At 36.1% G+C, this 22,255-nt stretch carries 16 protein-coding genes; 8 read left to right on the top strand and 8 right to left on the bottom strand.

The features are described from left to right. The first annotated feature begins 18 nt into the window (after positions 1 to 18). The 3 genes from ACFOUY_RS00540 (at position 19) to ACFOUY_RS00550 (ending at position 3,355) form a co-directional block, all read left to right on the top strand. On the top strand, positions 19 to 1,812 hold the full coding sequence (locus ACFOUY_RS00540) for an acyl-CoA dehydrogenase family protein (protein ID WP_378958489.1): 1,794 nt from the start codon (positions 19 to 21) through the stop codon (positions 1,810 to 1,812). A 187-nt stretch (positions 1,813 to 1,999) separates the two neighbouring features. Then, on the top strand, positions 2,000 to 2,485 hold the full coding sequence (locus ACFOUY_RS00545; protein WP_378958490.1) for an FKBP-type peptidyl-prolyl cis-trans isomerase: 486 nt from the start codon (positions 2,000 to 2,002) through the stop codon (positions 2,483 to 2,485). A gap of 3 nt (positions 2,486 to 2,488) precedes the next feature. Continuing rightward, positions 2,489 to 3,355 (top strand): FKBP-type peptidyl-prolyl cis-trans isomerase, encoded by an 867-nt coding sequence (locus tag ACFOUY_RS00550; RefSeq protein WP_378958491.1) that lies wholly within the window; start codon positions 2,489 to 2,491, stop codon positions 3,353 to 3,355. Here ACFOUY_RS00550 and ACFOUY_RS00555 read toward each other — a convergent pair. The 3 genes from ACFOUY_RS00555 to ACFOUY_RS00565 form a co-directional block, all read right to left on the bottom strand. Next, positions 3,345 to 4,718 (bottom strand): cryptochrome/photolyase family protein, encoded by a 1,374-nt coding sequence (locus ACFOUY_RS00555; protein WP_378958492.1) that lies wholly within the window; start codon positions 4,716 to 4,718, stop codon positions 3,345 to 3,347. The two genes, ACFOUY_RS00550 and ACFOUY_RS00555, sit on opposite strands and share 11 nt — an antisense overlap. A 118-nt stretch (positions 4,719 to 4,836) precedes the next feature. Beyond that, positions 4,837 to 5,748, bottom strand: coding sequence for a TIGR01777 family oxidoreductase (locus tag ACFOUY_RS00560; protein WP_378958493.1), 912 nt, complete (start codon positions 5,746 to 5,748; stop codon positions 4,837 to 4,839). A gap of 165 nt (positions 5,749 to 5,913) precedes the next feature. Further along, complete coding sequence (locus ACFOUY_RS00565; protein ID WP_378958494.1) at positions 5,914 to 7,524, bottom strand: DUF4139 domain-containing protein; 1,611 nt, start codon at positions 7,522 to 7,524, stop codon at positions 5,914 to 5,916. 177 nt (positions 7,525 to 7,701) lie between these two features. On the opposite strand from ACFOUY_RS00565, the gene ACFOUY_RS00570 reads away from it, so the two are divergent. From ACFOUY_RS00570 to ACFOUY_RS00585, 4 genes are all read left to right on the top strand, one after another. Continuing rightward, positions 7,702 to 8,976, top strand: coding sequence for a DASH family cryptochrome (locus ACFOUY_RS00570; protein WP_378958495.1), 1,275 nt, complete (start codon positions 7,702 to 7,704; stop codon positions 8,974 to 8,976). Positions 8,977 to 9,174: 198 nt separating this feature from the next. After that, the gene (locus tag ACFOUY_RS00575; protein ID WP_378958496.1) at positions 9,175 to 11,973 is read left to right on the top strand and encodes a 2-oxoglutarate dehydrogenase E1 component; all 2,799 of its coding nucleotides are present in this window, start codon (positions 9,175 to 9,177) and stop codon (positions 11,971 to 11,973) included. Positions 11,974 to 12,081: 108 nt separating this feature from the next. Continuing rightward, complete coding sequence (gene odhB, locus ACFOUY_RS00580) at positions 12,082 to 13,305, top strand: 2-oxoglutarate dehydrogenase complex dihydrolipoyllysine-residue succinyltransferase (RefSeq protein ID WP_378958497.1); 1,224 nt, start codon at positions 12,082 to 12,084, stop codon at positions 13,303 to 13,305. Positions 13,306 to 13,523: 218 nt separating this feature from the next. Next, on the top strand, positions 13,524 to 13,883 hold the full coding sequence (locus ACFOUY_RS00585) for a ribosomal maturation YjgA family protein (RefSeq protein ID WP_378958498.1): 360 nt from the start codon (positions 13,524 to 13,526) through the stop codon (positions 13,881 to 13,883). Between the two features lie 147 nt (positions 13,884 to 14,030). Here the strand turns inward: ACFOUY_RS00585 and ACFOUY_RS00590 are convergent, their stop codons facing one another. The 4 genes from ACFOUY_RS00590 to ileS form a co-directional block, all read right to left on the bottom strand. After that, positions 14,031 to 14,549, bottom strand: coding sequence for a DUF4269 domain-containing protein (locus ACFOUY_RS00590; RefSeq protein WP_378958499.1), 519 nt, complete (start codon positions 14,547 to 14,549; stop codon positions 14,031 to 14,033). A 225-nt stretch (positions 14,550 to 14,774) separates the two neighbouring features. Continuing rightward, positions 14,775 to 15,377: a lipoprotein signal peptidase gene (locus ACFOUY_RS00595; protein WP_378958500.1), complete on the bottom strand. Its 603-nt coding sequence runs from the start codon at positions 15,375 to 15,377 to the stop codon at positions 14,775 to 14,777. Continuing rightward, a complete protein-coding gene (locus ACFOUY_RS00600) occupies positions 15,377 to 15,760 on the bottom strand; it encodes a TraR/DksA family transcriptional regulator (RefSeq protein ID WP_029286865.1) in 384 nt (127 codons plus the stop codon). The genes ACFOUY_RS00595 and ACFOUY_RS00600 overlap by 1 nt, the downstream gene beginning before the upstream one ends. Before the next feature lie 30 nt (positions 15,761 to 15,790). Further along, positions 15,791 to 19,225 (bottom strand): isoleucine--tRNA ligase, encoded by a 3,435-nt coding sequence (gene ileS, locus ACFOUY_RS00605; RefSeq protein ID WP_378958501.1) that lies wholly within the window; start codon positions 19,223 to 19,225, stop codon positions 15,791 to 15,793. Positions 19,226 to 19,494: 269 nt separating this feature from the next. Between ileS and ACFOUY_RS00610 the strand changes: the two genes are divergently transcribed. Beyond that, positions 19,495 to 19,767: an isoleucyl-tRNA synthetase gene (locus ACFOUY_RS00610; RefSeq protein ID WP_378958502.1), complete on the top strand. Its 273-nt coding sequence runs from the start codon at positions 19,495 to 19,497 to the stop codon at positions 19,765 to 19,767. Between the two features lie 90 nt (positions 19,768 to 19,857). Here ACFOUY_RS00610 and ACFOUY_RS00615 read toward each other — a convergent pair whose 3' ends face one another. After that, positions 19,858 to 22,209 carry an efflux RND transporter permease subunit gene (locus ACFOUY_RS00615; protein ID WP_378958503.1) on the bottom strand — a complete coding sequence of 784 codons (2,352 nt, stop codon included), beginning with the start codon at positions 22,207 to 22,209 and terminating at the stop codon, positions 19,858 to 19,860. Positions 22,210 to 22,255 lie beyond the last annotated feature (46 nt).

Raw genomic sequence — 22,255 nt, forward strand, 5'->3', positions numbered from 1 at the left:
TTCTCAAATCTCATAAAAATGGAAACAACTGAAAAAAAAACAATTAAAGGCGGCGAATTCTTAATTAAAGAAACCGTTTATCAGGATGTGTTTATCCCTGAAGAATTTGATGAAGAGCAACAAATGATTGCGCAAACTTGTCGCGATTTTTTAGCTTCTGAAGTTTATCCCAATTTAGATAAAATAGATAAGCAGGAAGACCCAGAATTAATGCCAACACTTTTAACCAAAGCTGGCGAATTGGGTATTTTAGGCGTTTCTGTTCCGGAAGAATACGGAGGTTTTGGGAAAAATTTTAATACTTCGATGTTGGTTGCAGATGTGGTTGGTGCTGGGCATTCTTTTGCAGTTGCACTTTCTGCACATACCGGAATTGGCACTTTACCCATCCTTTATTATGGAAACGAAGAACAAAAGGCTAAATACATCCCGAAATTAGGTTCAGGTGAATGGAAAGCAGCTTATTGTTTAACTGAACCAAATTCTGGTTCGGATGCAAACTCTGGTAAAACCAAAGCAAAGTTGAGCGATGATGGTAAACATTACATCATCAACGGACAAAAAATGTGGATTACCAATGGAGGCTTCGCCGATATCTTTATCGTTTTTGCAAAAATTGATGACGATAAAAATTTGACGGCTTTTATCGTAGAGAAAAATTTTGGTGGAATTACCATGAATCCCGAAGAACATAAAATGGGAATTAAAGGTTCATCAACCCGCCAGGTTTTCTTTAATGATTGCGAAGTCCCTGTTGAGAATATGTTGAGCGAAAGAGAAAATGGTTTTAAAATCGCGGTGAACATTTTAAATATTGGTCGTATAAAATTATCTGCAGCGGCAATTGGTGCTTCAAAAGCGACTTTAAACACTGCAATTAACTATTCTAATGAGCGTAGTCAGTTTGGTCGCCCGATTTCAAAATATGGTGCAATTCGTTTCAAAATAGCAGAAATAGCTTCGAAACTGTATGCTGTTGATGCTGCAAATTATCGTGCCGGACAAAATATTGATGATACTTACGACCAATTGGTTGCCGATGGAATGGAATCTGGTAAAGCAAGATTAAAATCTGTTGAGCAGTTTGCAGTTGAGTGCGCCATTTTAAAAGTTTGGGGTTCAGAAGCATTAGATTACACGGTTGATGAAGGCGTTCAAATTTATGGTGGTATGGGTTTTAGTGCCGATGCACCAATGGATAGAGCTTATCGCGATGCCCGTATCAACAGAATTTTCGAAGGCACGAACGAGATTAACCGTTTGTTAACCGTTGATATGATGCTGAAGCGTGCTATGAAAGGTGAATTGGATTTAATGGGGCCAGCAACTGCGGTAGCAGCCGAGTTAATGAGTATTCCTGATTTTGGCGAAGAAGACACAACTTTATTTGCCGCGGAGAAAAAAGTTTTGGCGAACCTTAAAAAAGCAACATTAATGGTTGCAGGTGCTGCGGTTCAGAAACTGATGATGACACTGAGTAAAGAACAGGAAATTTTAATGAACATTGCCGATATGGCAAGTTACGTTTACGTATTGGAATCAGCTTTGCTTAGAACGGAAAAATTAGTAAGTATGAAAGGTGAAGCAGCTTGTTCCGGTCAACTGGATTTACTTAAAATTTATTTGGTTGAAGCAGTTGATGGAATTGCCAAAGCAGGTAAAGAAGCACTTTGGGCTTTCGCTGAAGGCGATGAGCAACGCATGATGTTAGTCGGTTTACGCAGATTTACAAAAGTAGAACCATTTAATGTTAAAGATGCCCGCCAAAGAGTTGCGCAGCAATTAATTGAGGCGAATAAATATATTTTTTAAAAAGACTAAAGCTCAAAGACCAAAGCCAACATAATCAAACTTTAAGTAAACTGTAAAGGAGTAAGATCACTCTAATCTCTTTTAAGTAAGTTGCTTTAGTGTTTCTGCTTTGGTCTTTTTGCTTATCTATTTGTTAAAATTGGTTAAAAATTGTAGCATCCGTATTAAAAGCTTATTTTTGCGGTCTATGTTTAAAATCAAATATATAATACTATTAATTTGTCTGGTGGGTTGCTTGGCTGCTTGTAATAAGAACGACGCTTTTGAGGATTACGATCCCGTGCCACAGTTTAAAGCTGATACTAGTGCTATTAGGGCTTTTATAAAAACGAATAACATACCTGCAATCAAAGATCCGTCTGGCGTATTTTATCAGATTTTAGAGCCAGGTTCAGGAAACATTAGCTATACTACCAGCACAAGAATAACCGCGAACTACGAAGGTAGATTATTAAGCGGTACGGTTTTCGATAGCTCCAAGGGAACACCAATATCATTTGCTTTAGGTGGAGTAATAGTTGGCTGGCAAATTGGTATTCCAAAAATTCAAAAGGGAGGAAAAATAAGGCTAATTATCCCTTCATATTTTGCTTACGGAACGCAATCTCCATCATCTTTAATTCCGGCAAATTCAATTCTTGATTTTGATATAACACTTACCGACGTACAATAATTAATGAAGAACTTTACAAAATTTAGCCTGCTTACATTTATACTCGCTACAATACTATTTACATCTTGTAAAAAAGAGTATGAATCTGCCCAAACGGTAGATGATGCAGCAATTCAGTCTTACTTAAAATCAAATAATATATCGATGGATAAATCTTCCACTGGTTATTATTATAAAATAAATACGACAGGTACAGGAGATGCAGTTAAAAACTCCGATTCAATTTATTATTCTTATACTTTCAAAACCTTAGGTGGCACGGTGTTAAATCAAACTTCAGATTTGATGATTCCAGGTACTTTTTTAGGTTATACTGATCGCTTTACAATTGGTGGGACTCCTTATGTTTTTACACCGATTAGAGAGGTTTTAGCGATGCTTAAAAGGGGCGGGAAAGCTACATTAATTTTGCCTTCGAATCAGGCTTTTGGTAAAAATGGCTTAAGCGCAATCAATGTTGGGTCAAATGAAAATATTCTTATAGATTTAGGTATATACAATTTCACGAAAAAATATGAAGTGGATGAGTATGAGATTAACAAGTTTATCGCAGATAAAGGATTAACGATGACAAAGGATGCGTCAAGAGCTCGTTATAGTATTACAACCCCTGGAACTGGAACCGATGCAATTAATGTTAATTCTACAATTGTGGCAAATTACACTGTCCGGAATCTTGATGGTACTGTTGTAGATTCTTCGACTGATGGAACATTTAGTTCTGCTCTAAGCGGTTTGTACAAAGGCTGGCAATTAATTTTACCCGGAAAAGTAACAGCAGGAGGCAAACTACGTTTAATTATTCCTTCTGATTTGGCTAATGGAGTAGCGTTAGATTTTGATATAGAAATTGTAAGCGTTACGAATTAAGCGCTTCCTTAAAAACTTTAAGCACTCTTTCTCGTGCAAATGTATGCTCAACTATTGGTTGGGCATATTTTTTTGTCCCAAATTCTGGCACCCATTTTTTAATATATTCAAACTTCGAGTCGAATCTTTTGGCTTGTAATTCCGGATTAAAAACCCTGAAATATGGTGCAGCATCATTACCAGAACCTGCTGCCCATTGCCAGCCGCCAACATTACTGGCCATTTCATAATCAAGCAGTTTATCAGCAAAATAAGCCTCTCCCCAGCGCCAGTCGATTAATAAGTGTTTAGAAAGGAAGCTTGCAACAACCATACGAACGCGATTATGCATCCAGCCTGTTTCGTTCAGTTGCCTCATCCCGGCATCAACTAGTGGATAGCCAGTGTTACCTTCGCACCATGCTTTAAATTCAGCTTCGTTATTTCGCCATTTAATTTTATCGTATTGTTTTTTAAATGAATCGAAAGCCGCATAAGGAAAATGCCAAAGAATCATCATGTAAAATTCTCTCCAGGCTAACTCAGAAAGCCAAACATTCGATTTAGCTTCAATTGCATCACTAACCGCCTTTCGAATGCTTAGTGTGCCAAATCTTAAATGTAAACCAACGTGAGTAGTTCCTTCCAAAGCAGGGAAATCTCTTTCTTTTGCGTAATTATTGAGCTTAGTTTTATAGCTCATTTTGGGGAAATCCAACTTGCTTTTTTCAAACCCCATTTCTTTTAAACTCGGTAGTGATAAATGTTTTGTCGGTAATAAATTTTTGAAATAATTCTTTGTTGGGTAAGGTTTAATGTAAAAATCATTCAGCTTAGCATTCCATTGTTTGTAGAAAGGGGTAAATACAGTATATGGTGTCTTATCTGCCTTTAATATTTCGCCCTTTTCAAAAATCACCTGATCCTTGTAAGTTTTAAAAGCAATTTTTTCGCTGGTTAAAAACTCAAACATATTATCATCGCGCTCCCGGGCATAAGGCTCATAGTCGTGATTCGTGTAAACTTCTTTAACTTGATACTCTTTTAAAATTTCTGGCCAAATTTTTTCGGGCGTACCATATTTAATCAGCAAATCCGAACCTTTAGCTTGCAACTCTTCTTTAATATCCCCAAGCGTTTGATAAATAAAGGTTACACGAGCATCATTTACAGGTAATTTATCGAGGATGTTTTTATCAAATATAAATAACGGTAAAACAGGATATTCGCTTTTTAATGCATGATAAAGCGCTGCATTATCTTCTAAACGTAAATCGCGGCGGAGCCATAAAATATTAACCCCTAAATCTCCTAAAGAAGACTTTGTCTTTCTATTGTTTAGCCCCTCCGCCCCTAAAGGGGAACTTGAATTTCTAGTGTTCATGTATGTTGATTAATAACCCCTAAATCTACTAAAGGGGACTTTTCCTTTTTATCGTTCATTTAAAGTTTTATATCTTTATTTATTTATTGCTATTTCCATCATGCTTTTCAGCTCCCCTTCAGGGGGTTGGGGAGTAAATATTTTTTAGCGCTTCTTCAACTCTGGTAAATTTAAATTTAAAACCTGCATTTAACAGCTTTTGTGCAGATGTGTTGTTGCTCATTAAAACGGCCTCAACTCTTTCGCCTAATAGTAATTTTATAACACTTCTTGGAACTTTAATTGGCCAGAAAGGGCGATGCAACTGTTTAGCAATTGCCTTTGTTAGTGCTTTATTGGTTACTGGAAATGGTGCGCAGGCATTGTAGCTGCCTTCCATCTTTATATTTTCAATTGCTTCGATGTACATTTCAACCATATCATCGTTGTGCAACCAGGGAGTCCATTGTTTTCCGGTTCCTATTGCTGAACCTGCAAATAATCGAACAGGTAAATCCAATTGCGGTAAAGCTCCTCCATTTTTACTCAATACAATTCCTGTACGAAGTTTCACAATTCTTAAACTTAGTTTCTTGCCTTCATCAACAGCGTTTTCCCAAAGCTTACAACATTCGGCTAAAAAGCCAAAACCATTCGGACTCTCTTCTGTCAAAATTTCATCGCCACAATCGCCATAGTAACCAACTGCTGAAGCCGAAATAAAAGATTTTATATTATGGTTTTTAGATGTTTTGATAGCATCGTAAATTAATTCCGTCGATTTTACACGACTATCTATGATTAATTTTTTCTGCTCTTCAGTCCATTTTTTGTCGGCAACTGGCTCGCCAGCTAAATGAACAATTGCATCAACATTGTTTAATGCATTTATATCAATCTCTTTTTTAAAAATATCCCACACGTAATTATTAGGGTCGCTAGTTTTTTTGCGAGAAAGTGTGTTTACTTCGTAGCCTTTGGCAAGCAAATGCTTTTTAAGTTCGGTACCAACAAGCCCGGTAGCTCCTGTAATAAGAATTTTTTTACCCATCTTTTTAAAACACCAAAGATAAGAAAGGGTTTTAGTTGAGTACTTATTTTGAGCCCTAATTCTAGGTAAGAAATCTATGAAAATCGTAAATGCTATTTTCGGTCTGTGAAAACACAGACCGAGGTATATTTTAGTCGTTTCTGTCTAGCCGAAAGCCGCCTAAATTTACAATCCTGCTATAACCCTACCTTTAGGCGCCTTAACAGAATAGCTTAACTTGATTGTTTTCGTTTCATTTGGCGCAATTTTTAAGTTCCAGGAAAGCATGCCTGTTTCCTTATTTATTTCGGCTCCACTACTTTCTAGTAATTCTGTTTCGATATCACTTTGTGTAGATAAAGGATATTGGTCTTTTAGCGATAATTCGATAGCTTCTTTTTTTGTATTTCTAATTTTAATCAGGTAGGTAAAGGCTTGTTTCTTATTACTGCCAATAAACTTAGTGCTACTAAAATCTTCTTGTTTTTCTCTGGTGATGATGATTTTTTTGTCTTTACCCATACTTAAACTTAATGTATCTAAAATATTTGCCGGGTTGATAAAAGACTTTCCGGTATAGGTACCTTCAAAAATTATATTCGCATTGCCTGCCTGTAAATTCAGTCTTTCCCAATTGGTTACATCAGCCAATAAATAAGCATCGCTACCTAACCTAGGTACTGCATAATATTTATATTTTGCCGGAACATCATATTCTTTAAATGCAACAGTATGAGGCTTATTATCGCTATTTACATCATAAGGAATATCAATATCGAAAGTTACACCGAGTTGTGTTTCATTAACTGAGGTATAATTGTTTATGGTAGAAACAGATGATGTTATATCATCTTTCTTTGCTTTTCCATATCCTGTTGTAACTATCTCATTTAGCATTTTTTCTTCTGCAACTGGAGATGCAAATCCTCTAATTCTAATTTGTGGTTGATTGTATGAGACAAACCAAGGATTTAAAGTTGGGGCAGTAATATTATAATTTGGGTTTCCGGTTGATAGGGAAAGCTTTACTTTTTTCCAATCTAAACCTGTGTTTTGCGTGATTGCGGCTTTGTAAACAACCGCTAATGGATCTGCAGTGTTAATAGCTTTAATATCATAACTAGCTAGCCAGTTTGCATTAGGCGTAACATACGAAACATTATAACTGGCATCTGTGTTCTCTTTTGCCATAAGTTGTAAAACCAGTTGCCCTAATTGTTGGTTTGGGTTATTTCTTAATTCTGCTATTTGCTGCTGCAATGCGCTAAGTTTTTGATTTTGTTTCTCTTCTGTTGCTGCAAGGGCAGTTATAGAATTTCTTACTTCCGTGCTTTTTGTGCGGTAGTATTCTGTCAGTTTAATCAATTCGGCAACGTTAGTTCCGGTGTTAGTACCACCCGATTTTCGGTTTTCATCTAATAAAACTAATGTTTGTTCTTCGATAGTTTTAGCATTTTTGGTTTTTGTTAATTCTGTGTTTATTATTTTAAGGCTATCTGTTAGACGTTTAATTTCAGGGTTAGCAGTGTCAGTATTTAAAAAATCGCGATTAAACTGAACAGCTAAAATTGTTACCCCTGCAGATACACCAACCTGAATGGAATTTTCGTTTACCTTACCCGAAATATTATTAATTACAACTTCTGATGTTCCTGCAGGAAGGTTAACTTTTCCTTTATGATTCATTTGTGCACCATTGTTGTAAATTGTTACACTTTCAAGATTAGCTTTTGTTTTAATTTGCTGCTGTGCAGATACACTTAGCGGAAATAGCAAAGTAATTAGTAGTCGTTTCATATATTTTTCTTATTATGTATGTTCATTAGATTGATTGAAAGATGTTTCAATTAATGTTTTTCCATAACAGAATATTAAATTGTTGGGTATTTGTAAATATTAGCTCTGCTTTTGCTGCTGAAGGAAAAATAAGATAAATTTGTATTTGCGTTCTTAACACCCCCTTTTTGATAAAAGATGTCTAAAAAAATTCTAGTTTGGTTTAGAAATGATCTTCGCTTACACGATAATGAAATGTTAGTGGAGGCAATTGCTAAGTCAGATTCAATTTTACCTGTTTATATTGTTGAACCACGTGCTTTTGAGCAGACTAAATACAACACGTTAAAGACTGGAAGTATTAGAGCACAGTTTATTCTAGAAAGCGTTGCCGCATTAAGAAACTCTTTAAAACAAATCGGTGGTAATCTTTTAGTTGCTGAAGGTAAGTCCGAAGAAATTATCCCTGCTTTAGTTCAGGAATATGAAATTAACGAAGTTTATCACCATCGTGAAGTTGCCGACGAAGAGACGCAGGTTTCTACATTAGTAGAGAATGGACTTTGGAAACTGCGTATCAATCTTAAACATTTTATTGGTCATACGCTTTATAACAAAGAGGATTTACCTTTTCCTATTAAAGATATTCCAGATGCATTTAATCAATTTAAAAAGAAAATTGAACGAGATGCAATTATTAAGCCTTGCTTTTTAGCGCCAGATAGAATTAATGTTGCAGAGGTAATCGATTGGGGAAATATTCCATCAATAACTGATTTAGGACTTACTACGCAAGAAAAAGATATACGTTCTGACTTTGAGTTTATTGGTGGCGAAACTGAAGGGATAAATACCTTACAAAAAGTTACCATTGCAATGCAACAGGCAGCTACAAGCAAAAATTTAATTTTAGCTTCTAAACTATCTGCTTGGTTGGCAATAGGCTCTTTGTCGCCTAGAAAAGTTTACTGGGAAATTAAGAAGATGGAAAGCATGCCAAACACTAAGGCAATGTTTAACCATGTGTTGTTAGGTTTATTATGGAGAGATTATTTCCGTTTTATGTTTAAAAAATATGGTAATACATTTTTTAAACCGAACGGTTTTGGTAGCCAAGGGATTGTAGATAAGGATAATACACCAGAAAATTTCAATAACTGGAAAAACGGGCAAACTGGTTTTGCTGTTGTTGATGCAGTTATGAATGAACTTAATCAAACCGGATATATTTCGAATATTGCCCGCCAAACTGCAGCTTTATATTTAATTAATAATTTAGAAGTTAGCTGGATTTTAGGTGCCGCTTACTTTGAAGAAAAATTGATAGACTACAATCCTGCAAGTAACTGGGGCAATTGGGCAAATATGGCTGGTGTAGGTAATGATCAAAAAACTAAGGGTGTTTTTGATTTAGATAAAAACATCAAAAATCTTGATCCAAAAGGAAATTACGCCATCACCTGGGCTTCCTAGTAAATTATTGATTGATAAGACTTTGAGTGATAGGTTTGATTGGTTTTCTAAATTATAGTTCAATAATTTATTCACTCAAAAATCAGTCATTTATTAATAATATTTCTATAATTCGAAAAATCTGATTTTAATGTAGTTTTTTACTGATAATATAAGGTAAAATTCTAATTTTGTAATGCTTATAGTAAACAGTTAATAATGGGTAGTTTATCTTATCTTAATGGCGAAAACGCCGAATATATAGATTCTTTATATCAGTCTTATCAGCAGGATCCTGAATCAGTTGAGTTTGGTTGGCAAAAGTTTTTTGAAGGTTTCGATTTTGGAAGAGGATCTGAAACCACCTCAGTAACCGTAGAAACTCCGGAACAATTTTTAAAAGAGGTTAATGTTTTAAACTTGATCGATGGCTATCGTAGTCGCGGTCACTTGTTTACGCATACCAATCCGGTACGCGAAAGACGTAAACATTTGCCAACTTTAGATTTAGCAAATTTCGGTTTATCTGATGCAGATTTAGAAACAGTTTTTAACTCTGGTGTCGAAATTGGTATAGGTGCGGCAAAATTGAAAGATATTGTTGCTTTTTTAAAGCAAACCTACGCACACTCTATTGGTGCAGAATTTAAATTTTTGCGTACACCAGAAGTTTTAAACTGGATTCAGGGCAAAATGGAAAGTGCACGTAATACGCCCAATTTCTCTATCGACGAGAAAAAGCGTATCCTTAGAAAATTAAATGAGGCTGTAAGTTTCGAAAATTTCTTGGGTACAAAATTCTTAGGTCAAAAACGTTTCTCATTAGAGGGTGCAGAAGCTTTAATTCCGGCATTAGATTCCGTTATCGAAAAAGGTGCTGAATTAGGAATTGAAGAATTTGTAATTGGTATGGCTCACCGTGGTCGTTTGAACGTGTTGGCAAATATCATGCAAAAAACTTATAAAGATATTTTTGCTGAATTTGAAGGTAAAAGTTATAATCCAGAAACACCATTTGGTGGTGATGTTAAATATCACTTGGGTTACTCTACTGATGTAACCACGGTTACAGGCAAAAGCGTTCACTTAAGTCTTTGTCCAAATCCATCGCACTTAGAAACTGTTGATGGTGTGGTTGAAGGAATGAGTCGTTCAAAAATTGATTTTAAATATGGTGGCGATAACAGTCGTTTAGCTCCAATTTTGATTCACGGTGATGCATCAGTTGCTGGTCAAGGCATTGTTTATGAAGTAATTCAAATGGCAGGACTTGAGGGGTATAAAACCGGTGGAACCATCCACTTGGTAATTAATAACCAAATTGGTTTCACCACAAATTATAAAGATGCTCGTACAAGTACTTACTGTACAGATATTGCCAAAGTAACTTTATCTCCTGTTTTTCACGTAAATGGCGATGATCCTGAAGCTTTGGTTTATGCGATTAACTTAGCAATGGAGTATCGTCAGAAATATAAAAATGATGTTTTCATTGATATTTTATGCTACCGCCGTTTCGGGCACAATGAGTCTGATGAACCAAAATTCACGCAGCCTTTATTATACAAAACAATTGAAAAACACCCTAACCCAAGGGAGATTTATATAGAACAATTAACCAAAGAAGGTAAATTGGAGGCAGGGTTGGCAAAAGAACTGGAAAAAGATTTCCGGGTAATTTTACAAGAACGCTTAAACGAAGCTAAAGAATTTGTAGCTGGTAATGCTGAAGTTAAATTTGGTGGCGCATGGGCAGATTTACGTATGGCTACGCCAAAAGATTTCGAAACTTCTCCGGTTACGGCAGTAAAAAAATCTACTTTATTGGAGATTGGTAAACGCATTACCGCTTTACCATCTAATAAAAAGTTCTTCAAAAAGATTGAAAAACTATTTACTGAACGTAGTAAAATGGTTAACGAAACTAACGTTTTCGATTGGGCAATGGGCGAACAATTGGCTTACGGTACTTTATTGTCAGAAGGTAAGCGTGTTCGTTTAAGTGGTCAGGATGTAGAACGTGGCACTTTCTCTCACCGTCATGCGGTTTTAACTTTAGAAGATAGTGAGGAAGAATATGTACCATTAGCAAACATTTCAGATCAACAAGCTCCATTTGATATTTACAATTCTCACTTATCAGAATATGGTGTTTTAGGTTTCGAATATGGCTATGCAATGGCTAATCCGAATGCTTTAACCATTTGGGAAGCTCAATTTGGTGATTTCTTCAACGGAGCACAAATTGTTGTTGACCAATACATTGCGAGTGCCGAAACAAAATGGCAACGTGAAAACGGTTTGGTTTTGTTACTGCCTCACGGCTACGAAGGCCAGGGGCCTGAACACTCATCAGCACGTATTGAGCGTTTTATGGAACTTTGTGCAGATTACAACATGCAAATTGCAAACTGTACTACACCTGCCAACTTCTTCCACGTTTTACGTCGTCAGTTTAAACGCGATTTCCGTAAGCCTTTAGTGGTATTTACACCGAAAAGTTTATTACGTCATCCTGCTTGTGTATCTAAACTAGAAGAGTTTACAGAAGGTGGTTTCAAAGAAGTAATAGACGATGTAAATGTTAAAGTTGCAGATGTAACTAGAGTTGTTTTTTGTAGCGGTAAAATTTATTACGAATTGCTTGAGAAACAACAAACAGATAAAGTTAAACATGTGGCAATTGTTCGTGTTGAGCAATTATACCCAACACCTGTTGACCAAATGGAAGCCATTAAGAAAAAATATAAAAATGCTGACGAGGTTTTATGGGTACAGGAAGAACCAGAAAACATGGGAGCATGGCCATATTTATTCCGCAAGTTATACAAAACCGGATTGAAAGGAATTGATGTAATTTCGAGAAGAGAAAGCAGCAGTACTGCAACAGGTTTTGCAAAACAACACGCCAACCAACAAGCGTATATTTTAGCTAAAGCATTAGAAGTTTCTGTAAAAAAAGAGGAGCTAAAAGAGGCAACTAAAAAAGCAAGTAAAAATATGGCAGAAGCCGATTAATTTGAGGTAAAGGGTTTCAAGGTTTAGGGCTTAGGGTTTAACATCCTGAACGATTAATTCTTGTAATCTTCAAAACATATAACAATAAGAAATTACAATTTTAAGAATATGAGTTTAGAGATAAAAGTTCCACAAGTTGGTGAGTCAATTACCGAAGTTGTTTTATCACAATGGTTAAAAAAAGATGGTGATGTTGTTGAAATGGATGAAGTTATTGCTGAATTAGAATCAGACAAGGCTACGTTCGAATTAACTGCAGAACAAGCTGGAACTTTAAGAACCATAGCTGCCGAAGGCGATACTTTAGCTATTGGCGCAGTAGTTTGTAAAATTGAAGACGGTGGTGCAGCGCCTGCAAAGGCTGATGCGCCTGAAGCTGAAGAAAAAGCAGTTGTTGCTGAAGATAAAACTGCGGCTCCGGTTGCAGAAAAATCTGGTGATAGCTATGCTACAGGAACTCCGTCTCCAGCTGCTGGAAAAATTCTTGCAGAGAAAGGTATTGATGCAGGTGCTGTAAAAGGTACTGGTATCGATGGACGTATTACTAAAGATGATGCTGTTAAAGCGGAAGCTGGTAAAAAAGAGGAGAGCCCTAAAGCTGCTGCCTCAGTAGTGGCTGCTCCGGCAGGTGCACGTTCAGAGCGTCGCGAAAAAATGTCGCCATTGCGCAAAACGGTTGCTAAACGTTTAGTTACTGTTAAAAACGAAACGGCAATGTTAACTACTTTCAACGAGGTAAACATGAAGCCAATCATGGATTTACGCGGGAAGTATAAAGATTCTTTCAAAGAAAAATACGGTGTTGGTTTAGGCTTTATGAGTTTCTTTACTAAAGCGGTAACTGAGGCTTTAAAAGATTTCCCAGCTGTAAATGCTCGCATTGATGGTGAAGAGATTGTTTATAATAACTTTGCTGATGTTTCTATTGCAGTTTCTGCTCCTAAAGGATTAGTAGTTCCGGTTATACGTAATGCAGAAAGCATGAGTTTAGCGGAGATTGAAAAATCTGTTTTAGCTTTAGCTTTAAAAGCTCGTGATGGTAAATTAACTATTGATGAAATGACTGGTGGAACGTTTACAATTACTAACGGTGGTGTTTTTGGTTCAATGATGTCTACTCCGATTATTAATGCACCACAATCGGCTATTTTAGGTATGCACAATATTATCGAACGTCCTATTGCTGAAAAAGGTGAAGTTGTAATCCGTCCAATGATGTATGTTGCTTTATCTTACGACCACAGAATTATTGATGGACGTGAGTCTGTTGGTTTCTTGGTGCGTGTTAAACAATTGTTAGAAGACCCAGCTAGATTATTATTAGGCGTTTAAACCCCTAAATCCCCTAAAAGGGACTTATATATTCAAAGCTTCTGATTTTTCATCGGAGGCTTTTTTTATTTTTAGCAGTTTTTTATAGCCCAATCCGTCATTGCGAGGTACGAAGCAATCTTAATGCGCTAAGATAGATAGCGATTGTTTTGAGATTGCTTCGTACCTCGCAATGACGATCTAAATTCCTGATTCTTATCAATGATTATCTTAGCCTTATGAAATTAACGTTTAGCTTAAAGTTCCTTTTCATTTTTGTAGCAATTCTGGTAATCGAAATATTAATTGCAAAGTATTTACATGATGCTATTATTCGGCCCTTTGGTGGAGATATTTTGGTTGTTGTGCTAATGTATGCTTTCTTTAGGGTGTTTCTTAAAACGAATAATAGGAAGCTTGCTTTGGGTGTATTGATTTTTTCTATTATTATTGAGTTTCTTCAGGCTCTGCATTATGTAAATTGGTTTGGATTGCAGGATAATAAGTTTTGGAGTACCGTATTAGGAACTTATTTTACAGTTTACGATTTACTTGCTTATTTTGTAGGCTATCTGATTTGTTTGTTGTTTAAGGATTAGGGTTAAGAGGCATAATGCTTTTCCACCCCATCATTGCCAGGCGAGCAGTAATCCTACTTTTTGAGTTGTGTTTTAGCAGACATGTCTGTTTTATATTGTCTCCATTTCGGTGCGCTCCAGTCGAAAGGACGGAATCGGATTTGAGGATTAAAACTCCAACTTCAAAATTTCTTCATAAGCATTTCCCTCCAAACCTAACAACTTTGCAAATGCTGGTTCTGTTTTTAAACCTTGCTTTTTTAGTTTGATAATTTCTTGTCTGAAATTTTCGCCTTTTTCAAGCAATAATTTATACTCAATTATCATGTGGCGAAATGCGTTCTGCTGAATAGTTTCTTTGTCTTGCCCGAAGATTTCGAATTCAAAATCATCAATGTAGAAATTAGCTTTGATGGAATTTAGCTTAAGGTTTTGGCAAATAATAAAGCCTTTTTCTTTTTGAAAACAATTGGTTGAAGTTTCGATGAACTCAGTTTTGTCTTTTACGTAACAAATAATATCTAAATCGCTGCTTTCTATATCTATGTTAATTGGAATAGTGCCGACAAGAATTGGAGTGTAGGCTGATAACTTTTCCATTATTTTATGGGTAATCAAAACCTGATAAGCCTTTTGTTGCTTTTTGTTTCCTGATTTTAGGTAGCTTATATCGAGAAAGTTTATCATTTGATGATTTTACACTTTGTAACTTTGGTTTCTTGCGATGTAAAAAGTTAATAACTCGTATTATATTATGCCAATTTTTTCTTCGTTGGCAGAAAGTATAGCGGGAAGAAACAATGCCGAGGGTCAAGAAAAAAGCCCATTTCCAATTAAGAAATGGGCTATAATATTTAAATATAGAACTACTTTGTTTAAATCGTAGTTCTTAAATCTACAATCGTAAATCCCTTAATCTTCTACAATTTCGCTGTTAATACTTACATCATCTTTAACATCCTCTTTAAAGTAATTCTTTTGGAAGATTAGTATAAGTATAACCCCAACTGAAATCGCAGCATCTGCAAGGTTAAAAACGGGTCTAAAGAAAACAAATTCATCACCTCCCCAAATGGGTATCCAGCTAGGGAAATGTCCTTCAGCAATCGGGAAGTAAAGCATGTCTACAACACGACCGTGAAACCAGGTTTCGTAACCGTAAATTTTTCCGTAAAATACGGAATCGATGATGTTTCCTAAAGCGCCTGAAAAAATCAAGGCTACGTTTAAGATTAAACCACGATGGTATTTATGTTTAATTAAATAGTGCAAGCCATAACCGATACCTGCTACTGCAGCAATACGGAATAATGATAAAGCTAGTTTTCCAAACTCACCGCCAAACTCCATACCGAAAGCCATCCCATTATTTTCGGTAAAATGGATAATAAACCATTTACCAATAATATTAAATTCCTGACCCAGGTACATGTTGGTTTTAATCCAGGTTTTAAGTGCTTGGTCGGCAAGTAAAACCAAAAAGATAACAAGTAAAGGTTTTGTATAGCCTTTCATTAACTCTGCTTTAATTTAGCTTCCATGCTTAATGTTGCATGTGGAACTGCACGTAAACGTTCTTTCTGAATTAATTTACCAGTTTCGCGGCAAATACCATAAGTTTTGTTTTCAATGCGAACTAATGCATTCTCCAGGTTATCAATAAACTTTTTCTGACGGGCAGCTAATTGATTGATTTGCTCTTTCTCCATTGTTGCAGAACCATCTTCTAATGTTTTATAAGCACCAGAAGTATCTTCTGTTCCGTTTGCATTTGGGTTACTTAATGATGATGTTAAGGCATTAAGTTCTTCTTTAGAACTGCGTAATTTATCTTGAATTAATTCTTTAAATTCCTGAAGTTCACTGTCTGAATAGCGTGTTTTGTTACTGTTTTCCATGTTTTTAATTTAGTTTTCTAATATATGGATTTATATTTTAGTTACTGAAATGCTTAATTCAACATCATCGATAGTGATTTTGTTTGCGTTAATCTCAGTATCCGTTAATTCAAATTCATCTGCTAAAATTTCTGCGCAAATGTAGGCCTTATTTTTAGCAACGGCGCTAGCTACCAAGTTATCATTTTGTAATGAAACTTTAATCCTATCGGTTACTTCGAAGTTTAATTCTTTACGTAGATTCTGAACTCTGTTTACCAATTCGCGAGAAATTCCCTCTTGCTTTAATTCCTCGGTTATGGTTACATCTAAAGCAACAGTTAGGCTGCCTAAGTTGGTAACCTGCCATCCTGGAATATCTTCGGCGAAAACTTCTACGTCTTCGTTTAAATCGATAATATATTCTGCACCATTGCTGCCCGAAACATTAATTTGTCCGTCGTTTTCTAAACGTTGGATATCATCTTGATTTAGGGTTTCTAATGCCTCTTTTACGATGCTCATATCTTTACCCACTTTTTTACCCAACGATTTAAAGTTAGGTTTCAGCTTTTTCTTCACGATGCCATGTGTATCGGTGATGAACTCGATATGTTTAACATTGGTTTCTGAAAGAATATAATCGGCAACTTTTGATATTTTTTGCTCGAAATCGCCATTTAAAGATGGAATTAAAATTTTCTCTAAAGGCTGGCGAACATTGATACTTGATTTTTTACGCAATGATAAAACCATCGAAGAAATATGCTGTGCGTAAAGCATTCTTTCGTTCAAGGCATTATCGATTAAGCTTTGGTCAGCTTCTTTCCACAAAGTTAAATGAACCGATTGTTCAGCAGTTTTATCTGTAACAGTTAAGTTTCTGTACAACCAATCGGCAAAGAAAGGTGCAACAGGGCTCATTAACTGTGCTAGAGTTTCTAAACAGGTGTAAAGTGTTTCGTAGGCCGCACGTTTATCATCGGTCATTTCGCCCTTCCAGAAACGGCGACGACTTAAACGTATGTACCAGTTACTTAAATGTTCATCAACAAATGCCTGGATAGCACGGGTAGCTTTTGTTGGTTCGTAAGTGTTGTAATTTTCATCAACTTCGTTGATCAAATTTTGCAGCAACGATAAAATCCAACGGTCTAATTCTGTTCTATCTTCAACCTTGCTTAAATTGTTTTTATCGATTTCGAATTTATCGATATTGGCGTATAAAGCAAAGAAAGCGTAGGTATTGTAAAGCGTTCCGAAGAATTTACGGCGAACTTCTGCAATGCCTTCAATATCAAATTTTAAGTTATCCCAAGGGTTTGCATTCGAAATCATGTACCAACGTGTTGCATCGGCGCCATATTCATTAATAGTTTGGAACGGATCTGCAGCATTGCCCAAACGTTTAGACATTTTCTGTCCGTTTTTATCTAGTACCAAGCCATTTGAAACCACATTTTTGTACGCTATCTTATCGAAAACAAGCGTAGAAATAGCATGTAAAGTATAAAACCAACCACGGGTTTGATCCACGCCTTCGGCGATAAAATCTGCCGGGAAATCTTCGTTTGCATCAATGGTTTCTTTGTTTTCGAAAGGGTAGTGCCACTGTGCGTAAGGCATAGCCCCAGAATCAAACCAAACATCAATCAAATCGCTTTCGCGGCTCATGGGTTTGCCCGATGGAGATACTAAAACAATCTTATCCACAACATTTTTGTGTAAGTCGATTAAATCGTAGTTCTCTTCAGACATGTTTCCAATTTCGAATCCTTTGAAAGGATTTTCTTTTTGGAAACCCGCGGCGATAGATTTTTCAATGGCGTTGTAAAGTTCTTCAACCGAACCAATTAATACCTCTTCTTTTTTATCTTCTGTTCTCCAGATTGGCAAAGGAATTCCCCAATATCTCGAGCGTGATAAATTCCAGTCGTTGGCATTTTTTAACCAGTTTCCGAAACGCCCTTCGCCTGTTGATTTTGGTTTCCAGTTGATGGTTTCATTAAGATCGAACATTCTGTCTTTAACATCCGTTACTTTAATAAACCAAGAATCCAGAGGATAATATAAAAGTGGTTCATCAGTTCTCCAACTGTGCGGGTAACTGTGGACGTATTTTTCTACTTTAAAGGCTTTATTTTCTTCTTTTAATAAGATAGCGATTTCTACATCAACCGATTTTTCAGGTGCTTCACCAGCTTCGTAATATTCGTTCTTTACATATTTGCCAGCAAAAGGACCAACATGTTTAGTGAATTTACCCTGTAAATCTACCAAAGGGACCAAAATATCATTATCATCTAATACCAACATTGGTGGTATTTCTGGTATAGCTTCCTTAGCAACTTTAGCATCATCAGCACCAAAAGTAGGTGCGGTGTGTACAATACCAGTACCGTCTTCTGTGGTTACAAAATCTCCGGCAATTACTCTGAAAGCATTTTCTGGGTTATTGTATGGTAGGGCGTAAGTTAAAAGTTGCTCATATTTAATGCCAACCAAGTCTGTTCCTTTGCATTCGGCCAGAATTTGGTAAGGGATTTTCTTATCTCCAGATTTGAAATTAGCGAAATCTTCAGCTTCATTACTTTCGTAGAAAACTTTGCTAAACTGTTTTCCAACCAGATTTTTCGCCAGGATTACATTCGTTGGCAAAAAAGTATATTGATTAAAAGTTTTAACTAAGACATAGTCGATTTTTGGACCAACGGTTAACGCTGTATTTGATGGCAAAGTCCATGGCGTTGTTGTCCATGCTAGGAAATAGAAATCCTCACCAGAGGCGATTTGAAATGCTTTTTCTACGCTATTAGCTCCCTCTCCTTCGGAGAGGGTTGGGGTGAGGCTCTTAAACTGCGCAACAATCGTGGTATCCGTAACATCGCGGTAAGCACCCGGTTGGTTCACTTCGTGAGAACTTAAACCCGTACCAGCTTTTGGCGAATACGGTTGTATTGTGTACCCTTTATAGATTAAACCTTTATCGTAAATCTGCTTTAAAAGCCACCAAACCGATTCCATATATTTCGATTTGTAGGTAATATATGGGTCGTCCATATCTACCCAATAGCCCATTTTTTCAGTTAAATCGTTCCACACATCAGTGTAGCGCATTACTGTTTTTTTACAAGCTTCGTTATAATCTTCTATAGAAATTGTTCTACCAATATCTTCTTTGGTAATGCCTAATTCTTTTTCCGTACCGAGTTCAACAGGTAGGCCGTGCGTATCCCAGCCTGCTTTTCTTTTAACCTGAAAGCCTTTAATTGTTTTATAGCGGCAAAAAATATCTTTAATAGCACGAGCCATTACATGGTGAATCCCCGGCATACCATTGGCCGACGGCGGTCCCTCGTAAAAAGTAAACGGATTGGATTTCGGACGCGAAGAAATGCTTTTTTCAAAGATGTTTTCTTCTTTCCAAAAATCCAGTATTTCTTGCCCTATTTTGGCAAGGTCTAATTGCTTAAATTCGCTATACATCAATCAAGTACCTCAAAAAATTAAAGGATGCAAAGTTAAAGTTTTTCGTTCAAATTTGGTAGTTTAGATGTAAATACTTTTAACGTGAAATTATTTAATATAGGTTTAACGCTGATGATATTGGCCGTAATCGCCTTACCCATAGTAACGGTAATTAATTCGGCCAATCGCGATTTCGTTTTATTCAGTTTTTATTTTTGTGGCCTTTTAGAACTAATTGGGCTTATATTTGTTTTACTTCATATCATCAAATTAAAAAGGAAAACCTTATGATAAAGCTTCTCAAATTACAAAAAGCTGTTCTAGTGCTCATAGCAGGCGTGCTTTCGTACATTTTATACCTAGTTTTAGATGCATCAGAAGTTAAGGGTGCTCGTTATCTGCAAATGCTTGCAGGCGTTTTGGTAATGATTGGTGCTCTGTGGATGTTATATCCAATCCTTTTCGCAAAGAAAGACGAAAACGGCAACGCTGAAATTATTACCGACCCAGCAGTAGAAGTGCCAGTTGATGCGGCGCAAGAAAAACCAGCTGTTGAGTAGACCCATTACGATATAAGAAACGTTAGAACATTTAAGTTGGTTTTCGATTTAAACCTATAAGGTTTGTAAACCTCCCATGTTTGAAATATCTTAATGGTCAAACTCTCCAGCATTTCTCGCCGATTCCTCATCAGAAACAACTTTTCTAACTTTCTTTTTATCCAACCACAAAACCAAGGCAGGTAACAAGGTTAAGTTAAAAACCAACGCTACAAAGAGTGTAATCGAAAGCAATAAACCTAAAACAACAGTTCCGCCAAAGGTTGATGCCGTAAAAATTCCGAATCCGAAAAACAAAATTAATGCGATATGCGTCATGCTTACACCCGTTTCGGTTATGGTATCAGTAACTACTTTAGGAACCGAAAAGTTAGTTAAATTCAATTCTTGCTGATAACGAGTTAAGAAATATATGGTCTGATCGGATGCTAAACCAAAAGCAATTGTAAAAATTAAAATGGTAGAGGGTTTTAACGAAATTCCAAAGTAACCCATAATTCCAGCCGTAATGATCAATGGAACTATGTTTGGTAACAAGGAGATAAACATAATGCCTAAACTTTTAAACTGAGCCAACCGTAAAAGTGAAATCAACACAATTGCCAAACCAATACTTTCGAATAAGTGTTTCAGCATATAATCGGTCCCTTTTGAAAAAATTACGCTCGAGCCCGTTAATTCTACATCGAATTTATTTGGAGGTAAAATGCTATCAATGCGTGGTTTTAATTCTGCCATAATTGCATCCAAACGTTTAGAACCGACATCTGCCATTTGGAAACTAATACGAGTGCTCTGGTTGTCTTTGCTAACAAAGCTGGTTAATAAATTTGCATTTCCTTTTCCGCCATTGGCGATGTAAGCGAGGATAAAGTTTTTCTCCAGATTATCTGGCAAGCGAAAGAAAGTCGAGTCGTTGTTATAGAAAGCCTGTGTTGCATACTTCAATCCCATATTAACAGAAATCGAACGGGAGAATTCGGGATAATCCGAAATCATTTTCTCCATTTTTTCCATCCTCTTCAGGTTGGTTAAATTGAAAACACCATTTTTTTTCTTGGTATCTACGCTAACTTCTAAAGGTAAAATGCCCTCAAAATTTTTCTCAAAGAATTTTAAATCTGTTAGGATTGTCGAGCTTTTCGGTAAATCATCAACCACGTAGCCATTTACATTAATTTTCATAACACCAATAAAGGCAATGATGGAAATCACAATTGTGCCGATGTAAATCAAGCTGCTTTTTTTCTGAACAAGATTGTCGGTTTTAACTAAAAGCTTGTGTAAAAATCCCTCTTCCACATGAGTTTGTGCTTTAAGTTTAGGCGCTGGTAAATAGCTAAAAATAATCGGAATTAAACATAAACACATTAACCAGGTAATCATCACATTTATCGATGCCACGCTACCAAATTGCATTAATAATTCGCTTCCTGTGAAATATAAAACCCCAAAACCAATAGCTGCGGTAATGTTCGCTATTAGTGTAGTTACTGCTATCCTTTCTATCGTAAGACTTAATGCCTGCTCTTTGCGAATGCCTTTTCTTAATTCGTTTTGATATTTGTTCAACAATAAAATACTATTTGGAATACCTATGATTACAATAAGTGGTGGAATTAAGCCTGTTAAAATAGTCAGTTCAAATCCGAATAGAACTAAAATACCAATACTCCAGATTACGCCCATTATTACCACTAAAATGGGGAAGAAGACGGCGTAAAACTTCTTGAAAAAAATCAACAGAATTAACGCCGAAACTAAAATGGATAAGCCTAAGAAAAGTACAAACTCGTTGCTTACCAATTTACTTACCGCCGTACGGATATATGGCAAGCCTGAAATGTGAACTTGTATTTTGGTTTTTTCCTGAAAAGCTTTCGCTTTCGCCTCAATCTCTTTTAGGATTGGATTTCTGGCTGCTGTATTTAATATTTTAATATCGAAAGTTATGGCCATTAGGGTGGCATTCTTTCTATTATAAACTAAACCTTCAAAAAATGGGTTGCTGTAAATGGCATTTTTAATCGAATCCATTTCTACATCCGATTTAACCAAACCATTTGGTAAAGCTTTTAATACAAATTTCTGTTCAACAGTATCTTTTTCTAATTGAAAAATTCTTCCAGATGATAGAACTTGTTTAATACCTTTTAACTTTTGAATATCATTAGAAAGTTGAATCCATTGGTTGTAAACATCTTTTTTGAAAATATCTGGCGATTGTATGCCGATAACCATTACGCTGCCATCTTCGCCAAAGGTTTTTTTGAAAGCATTATACTTAATAAAAGCGCTATCGGTTACGGGTAAAATTTTACTTCCAGTATAAGAAAGTTTTACATTTTTGGCTTGGTAAGCCATAAAAATAGTGCCCAGTACGAAGAATACGATTATCGCAATACGGTTCTGAAGAATAAACCTTGATAGCTTTACCCACATGTGTGTTCAGTTTTAAATTATAATGATATCGGCAAAACTAATCTTA

Origin of the sequence: Pedobacter jamesrossensis, assembly GCF_042650905.1 — a bacterium.
Taxonomy (GTDB): Bacteria; Bacteroidota; Bacteroidia; order Sphingobacteriales; family Sphingobacteriaceae; genus Pedobacter; species Pedobacter jamesrossensis.

Excerpts from the sequence above, each read along its gene's own strand:
- ACFOUY_RS00540 (WP_378958489.1), top strand. The coding sequence starts at position 19 with ATGGAAACAACTGAAAAAAAAACAATTAAAGGCGGCGAATTCTTAATT.
- ACFOUY_RS00545 (WP_378958490.1), top strand. The coding sequence starts at position 2,000 with ATGTTTAAAATCAAATATATAATACTATTAATTTGTCTGGTGGGTTGC.
- ACFOUY_RS00550 (WP_378958491.1), top strand. The coding sequence starts at position 2,489 with ATGAAGAACTTTACAAAATTTAGCCTGCTTACATTTATACTCGCTACA.
- ACFOUY_RS00555 (WP_378958492.1), bottom strand. The coding sequence starts at position 4,718 with ATGAACACTAGAAATTCAAGTTCCCCTTTAGGGGCGGAGGGGCTAAAC.
- ACFOUY_RS00560 (WP_378958493.1), bottom strand. The coding sequence starts at position 5,748 with ATGGGTAAAAAAATTCTTATTACAGGAGCTACCGGGCTTGTTGGTACC.
- ACFOUY_RS00565 (WP_378958494.1), bottom strand. The coding sequence starts at position 7,524 with ATGAAACGACTACTAATTACTTTGCTATTTCCGCTAAGTGTATCTGCA.
- ACFOUY_RS00570 (WP_378958495.1), top strand. The coding sequence starts at position 7,702 with ATGTCTAAAAAAATTCTAGTTTGGTTTAGAAATGATCTTCGCTTACAC.
- ACFOUY_RS00575 (WP_378958496.1), top strand. The coding sequence starts at position 9,175 with ATGGGTAGTTTATCTTATCTTAATGGCGAAAACGCCGAATATATAGAT.
- odhB (WP_378958497.1), top strand. The coding sequence starts at position 12,082 with ATGAGTTTAGAGATAAAAGTTCCACAAGTTGGTGAGTCAATTACCGAA.
- ACFOUY_RS00585 (WP_378958498.1), top strand. The coding sequence starts at position 13,524 with ATGAAATTAACGTTTAGCTTAAAGTTCCTTTTCATTTTTGTAGCAATT.
- ACFOUY_RS00590 (WP_378958499.1), bottom strand. The coding sequence starts at position 14,549 with ATGATAAACTTTCTCGATATAAGCTACCTAAAATCAGGAAACAAAAAG.
- ACFOUY_RS00595 (WP_378958500.1), bottom strand. The coding sequence starts at position 15,377 with ATGAAAGGCTATACAAAACCTTTACTTGTTATCTTTTTGGTTTTACTT.
- ACFOUY_RS00600 (WP_029286865.1), bottom strand. The coding sequence starts at position 15,760 with ATGGAAAACAGTAACAAAACACGCTATTCAGACAGTGAACTTCAGGAA.
- ileS (WP_378958501.1), bottom strand. The coding sequence starts at position 19,225 with ATGTATAGCGAATTTAAGCAATTAGACCTTGCCAAAATAGGGCAAGAA.
- ACFOUY_RS00610 (WP_378958502.1), top strand. The coding sequence starts at position 19,495 with ATGATAAAGCTTCTCAAATTACAAAAAGCTGTTCTAGTGCTCATAGCA.
- ACFOUY_RS00615 (WP_378958503.1), bottom strand. The coding sequence starts at position 22,209 with ATGTGGGTAAAGCTATCAAGGTTTATTCTTCAGAACCGTATTGCGATA.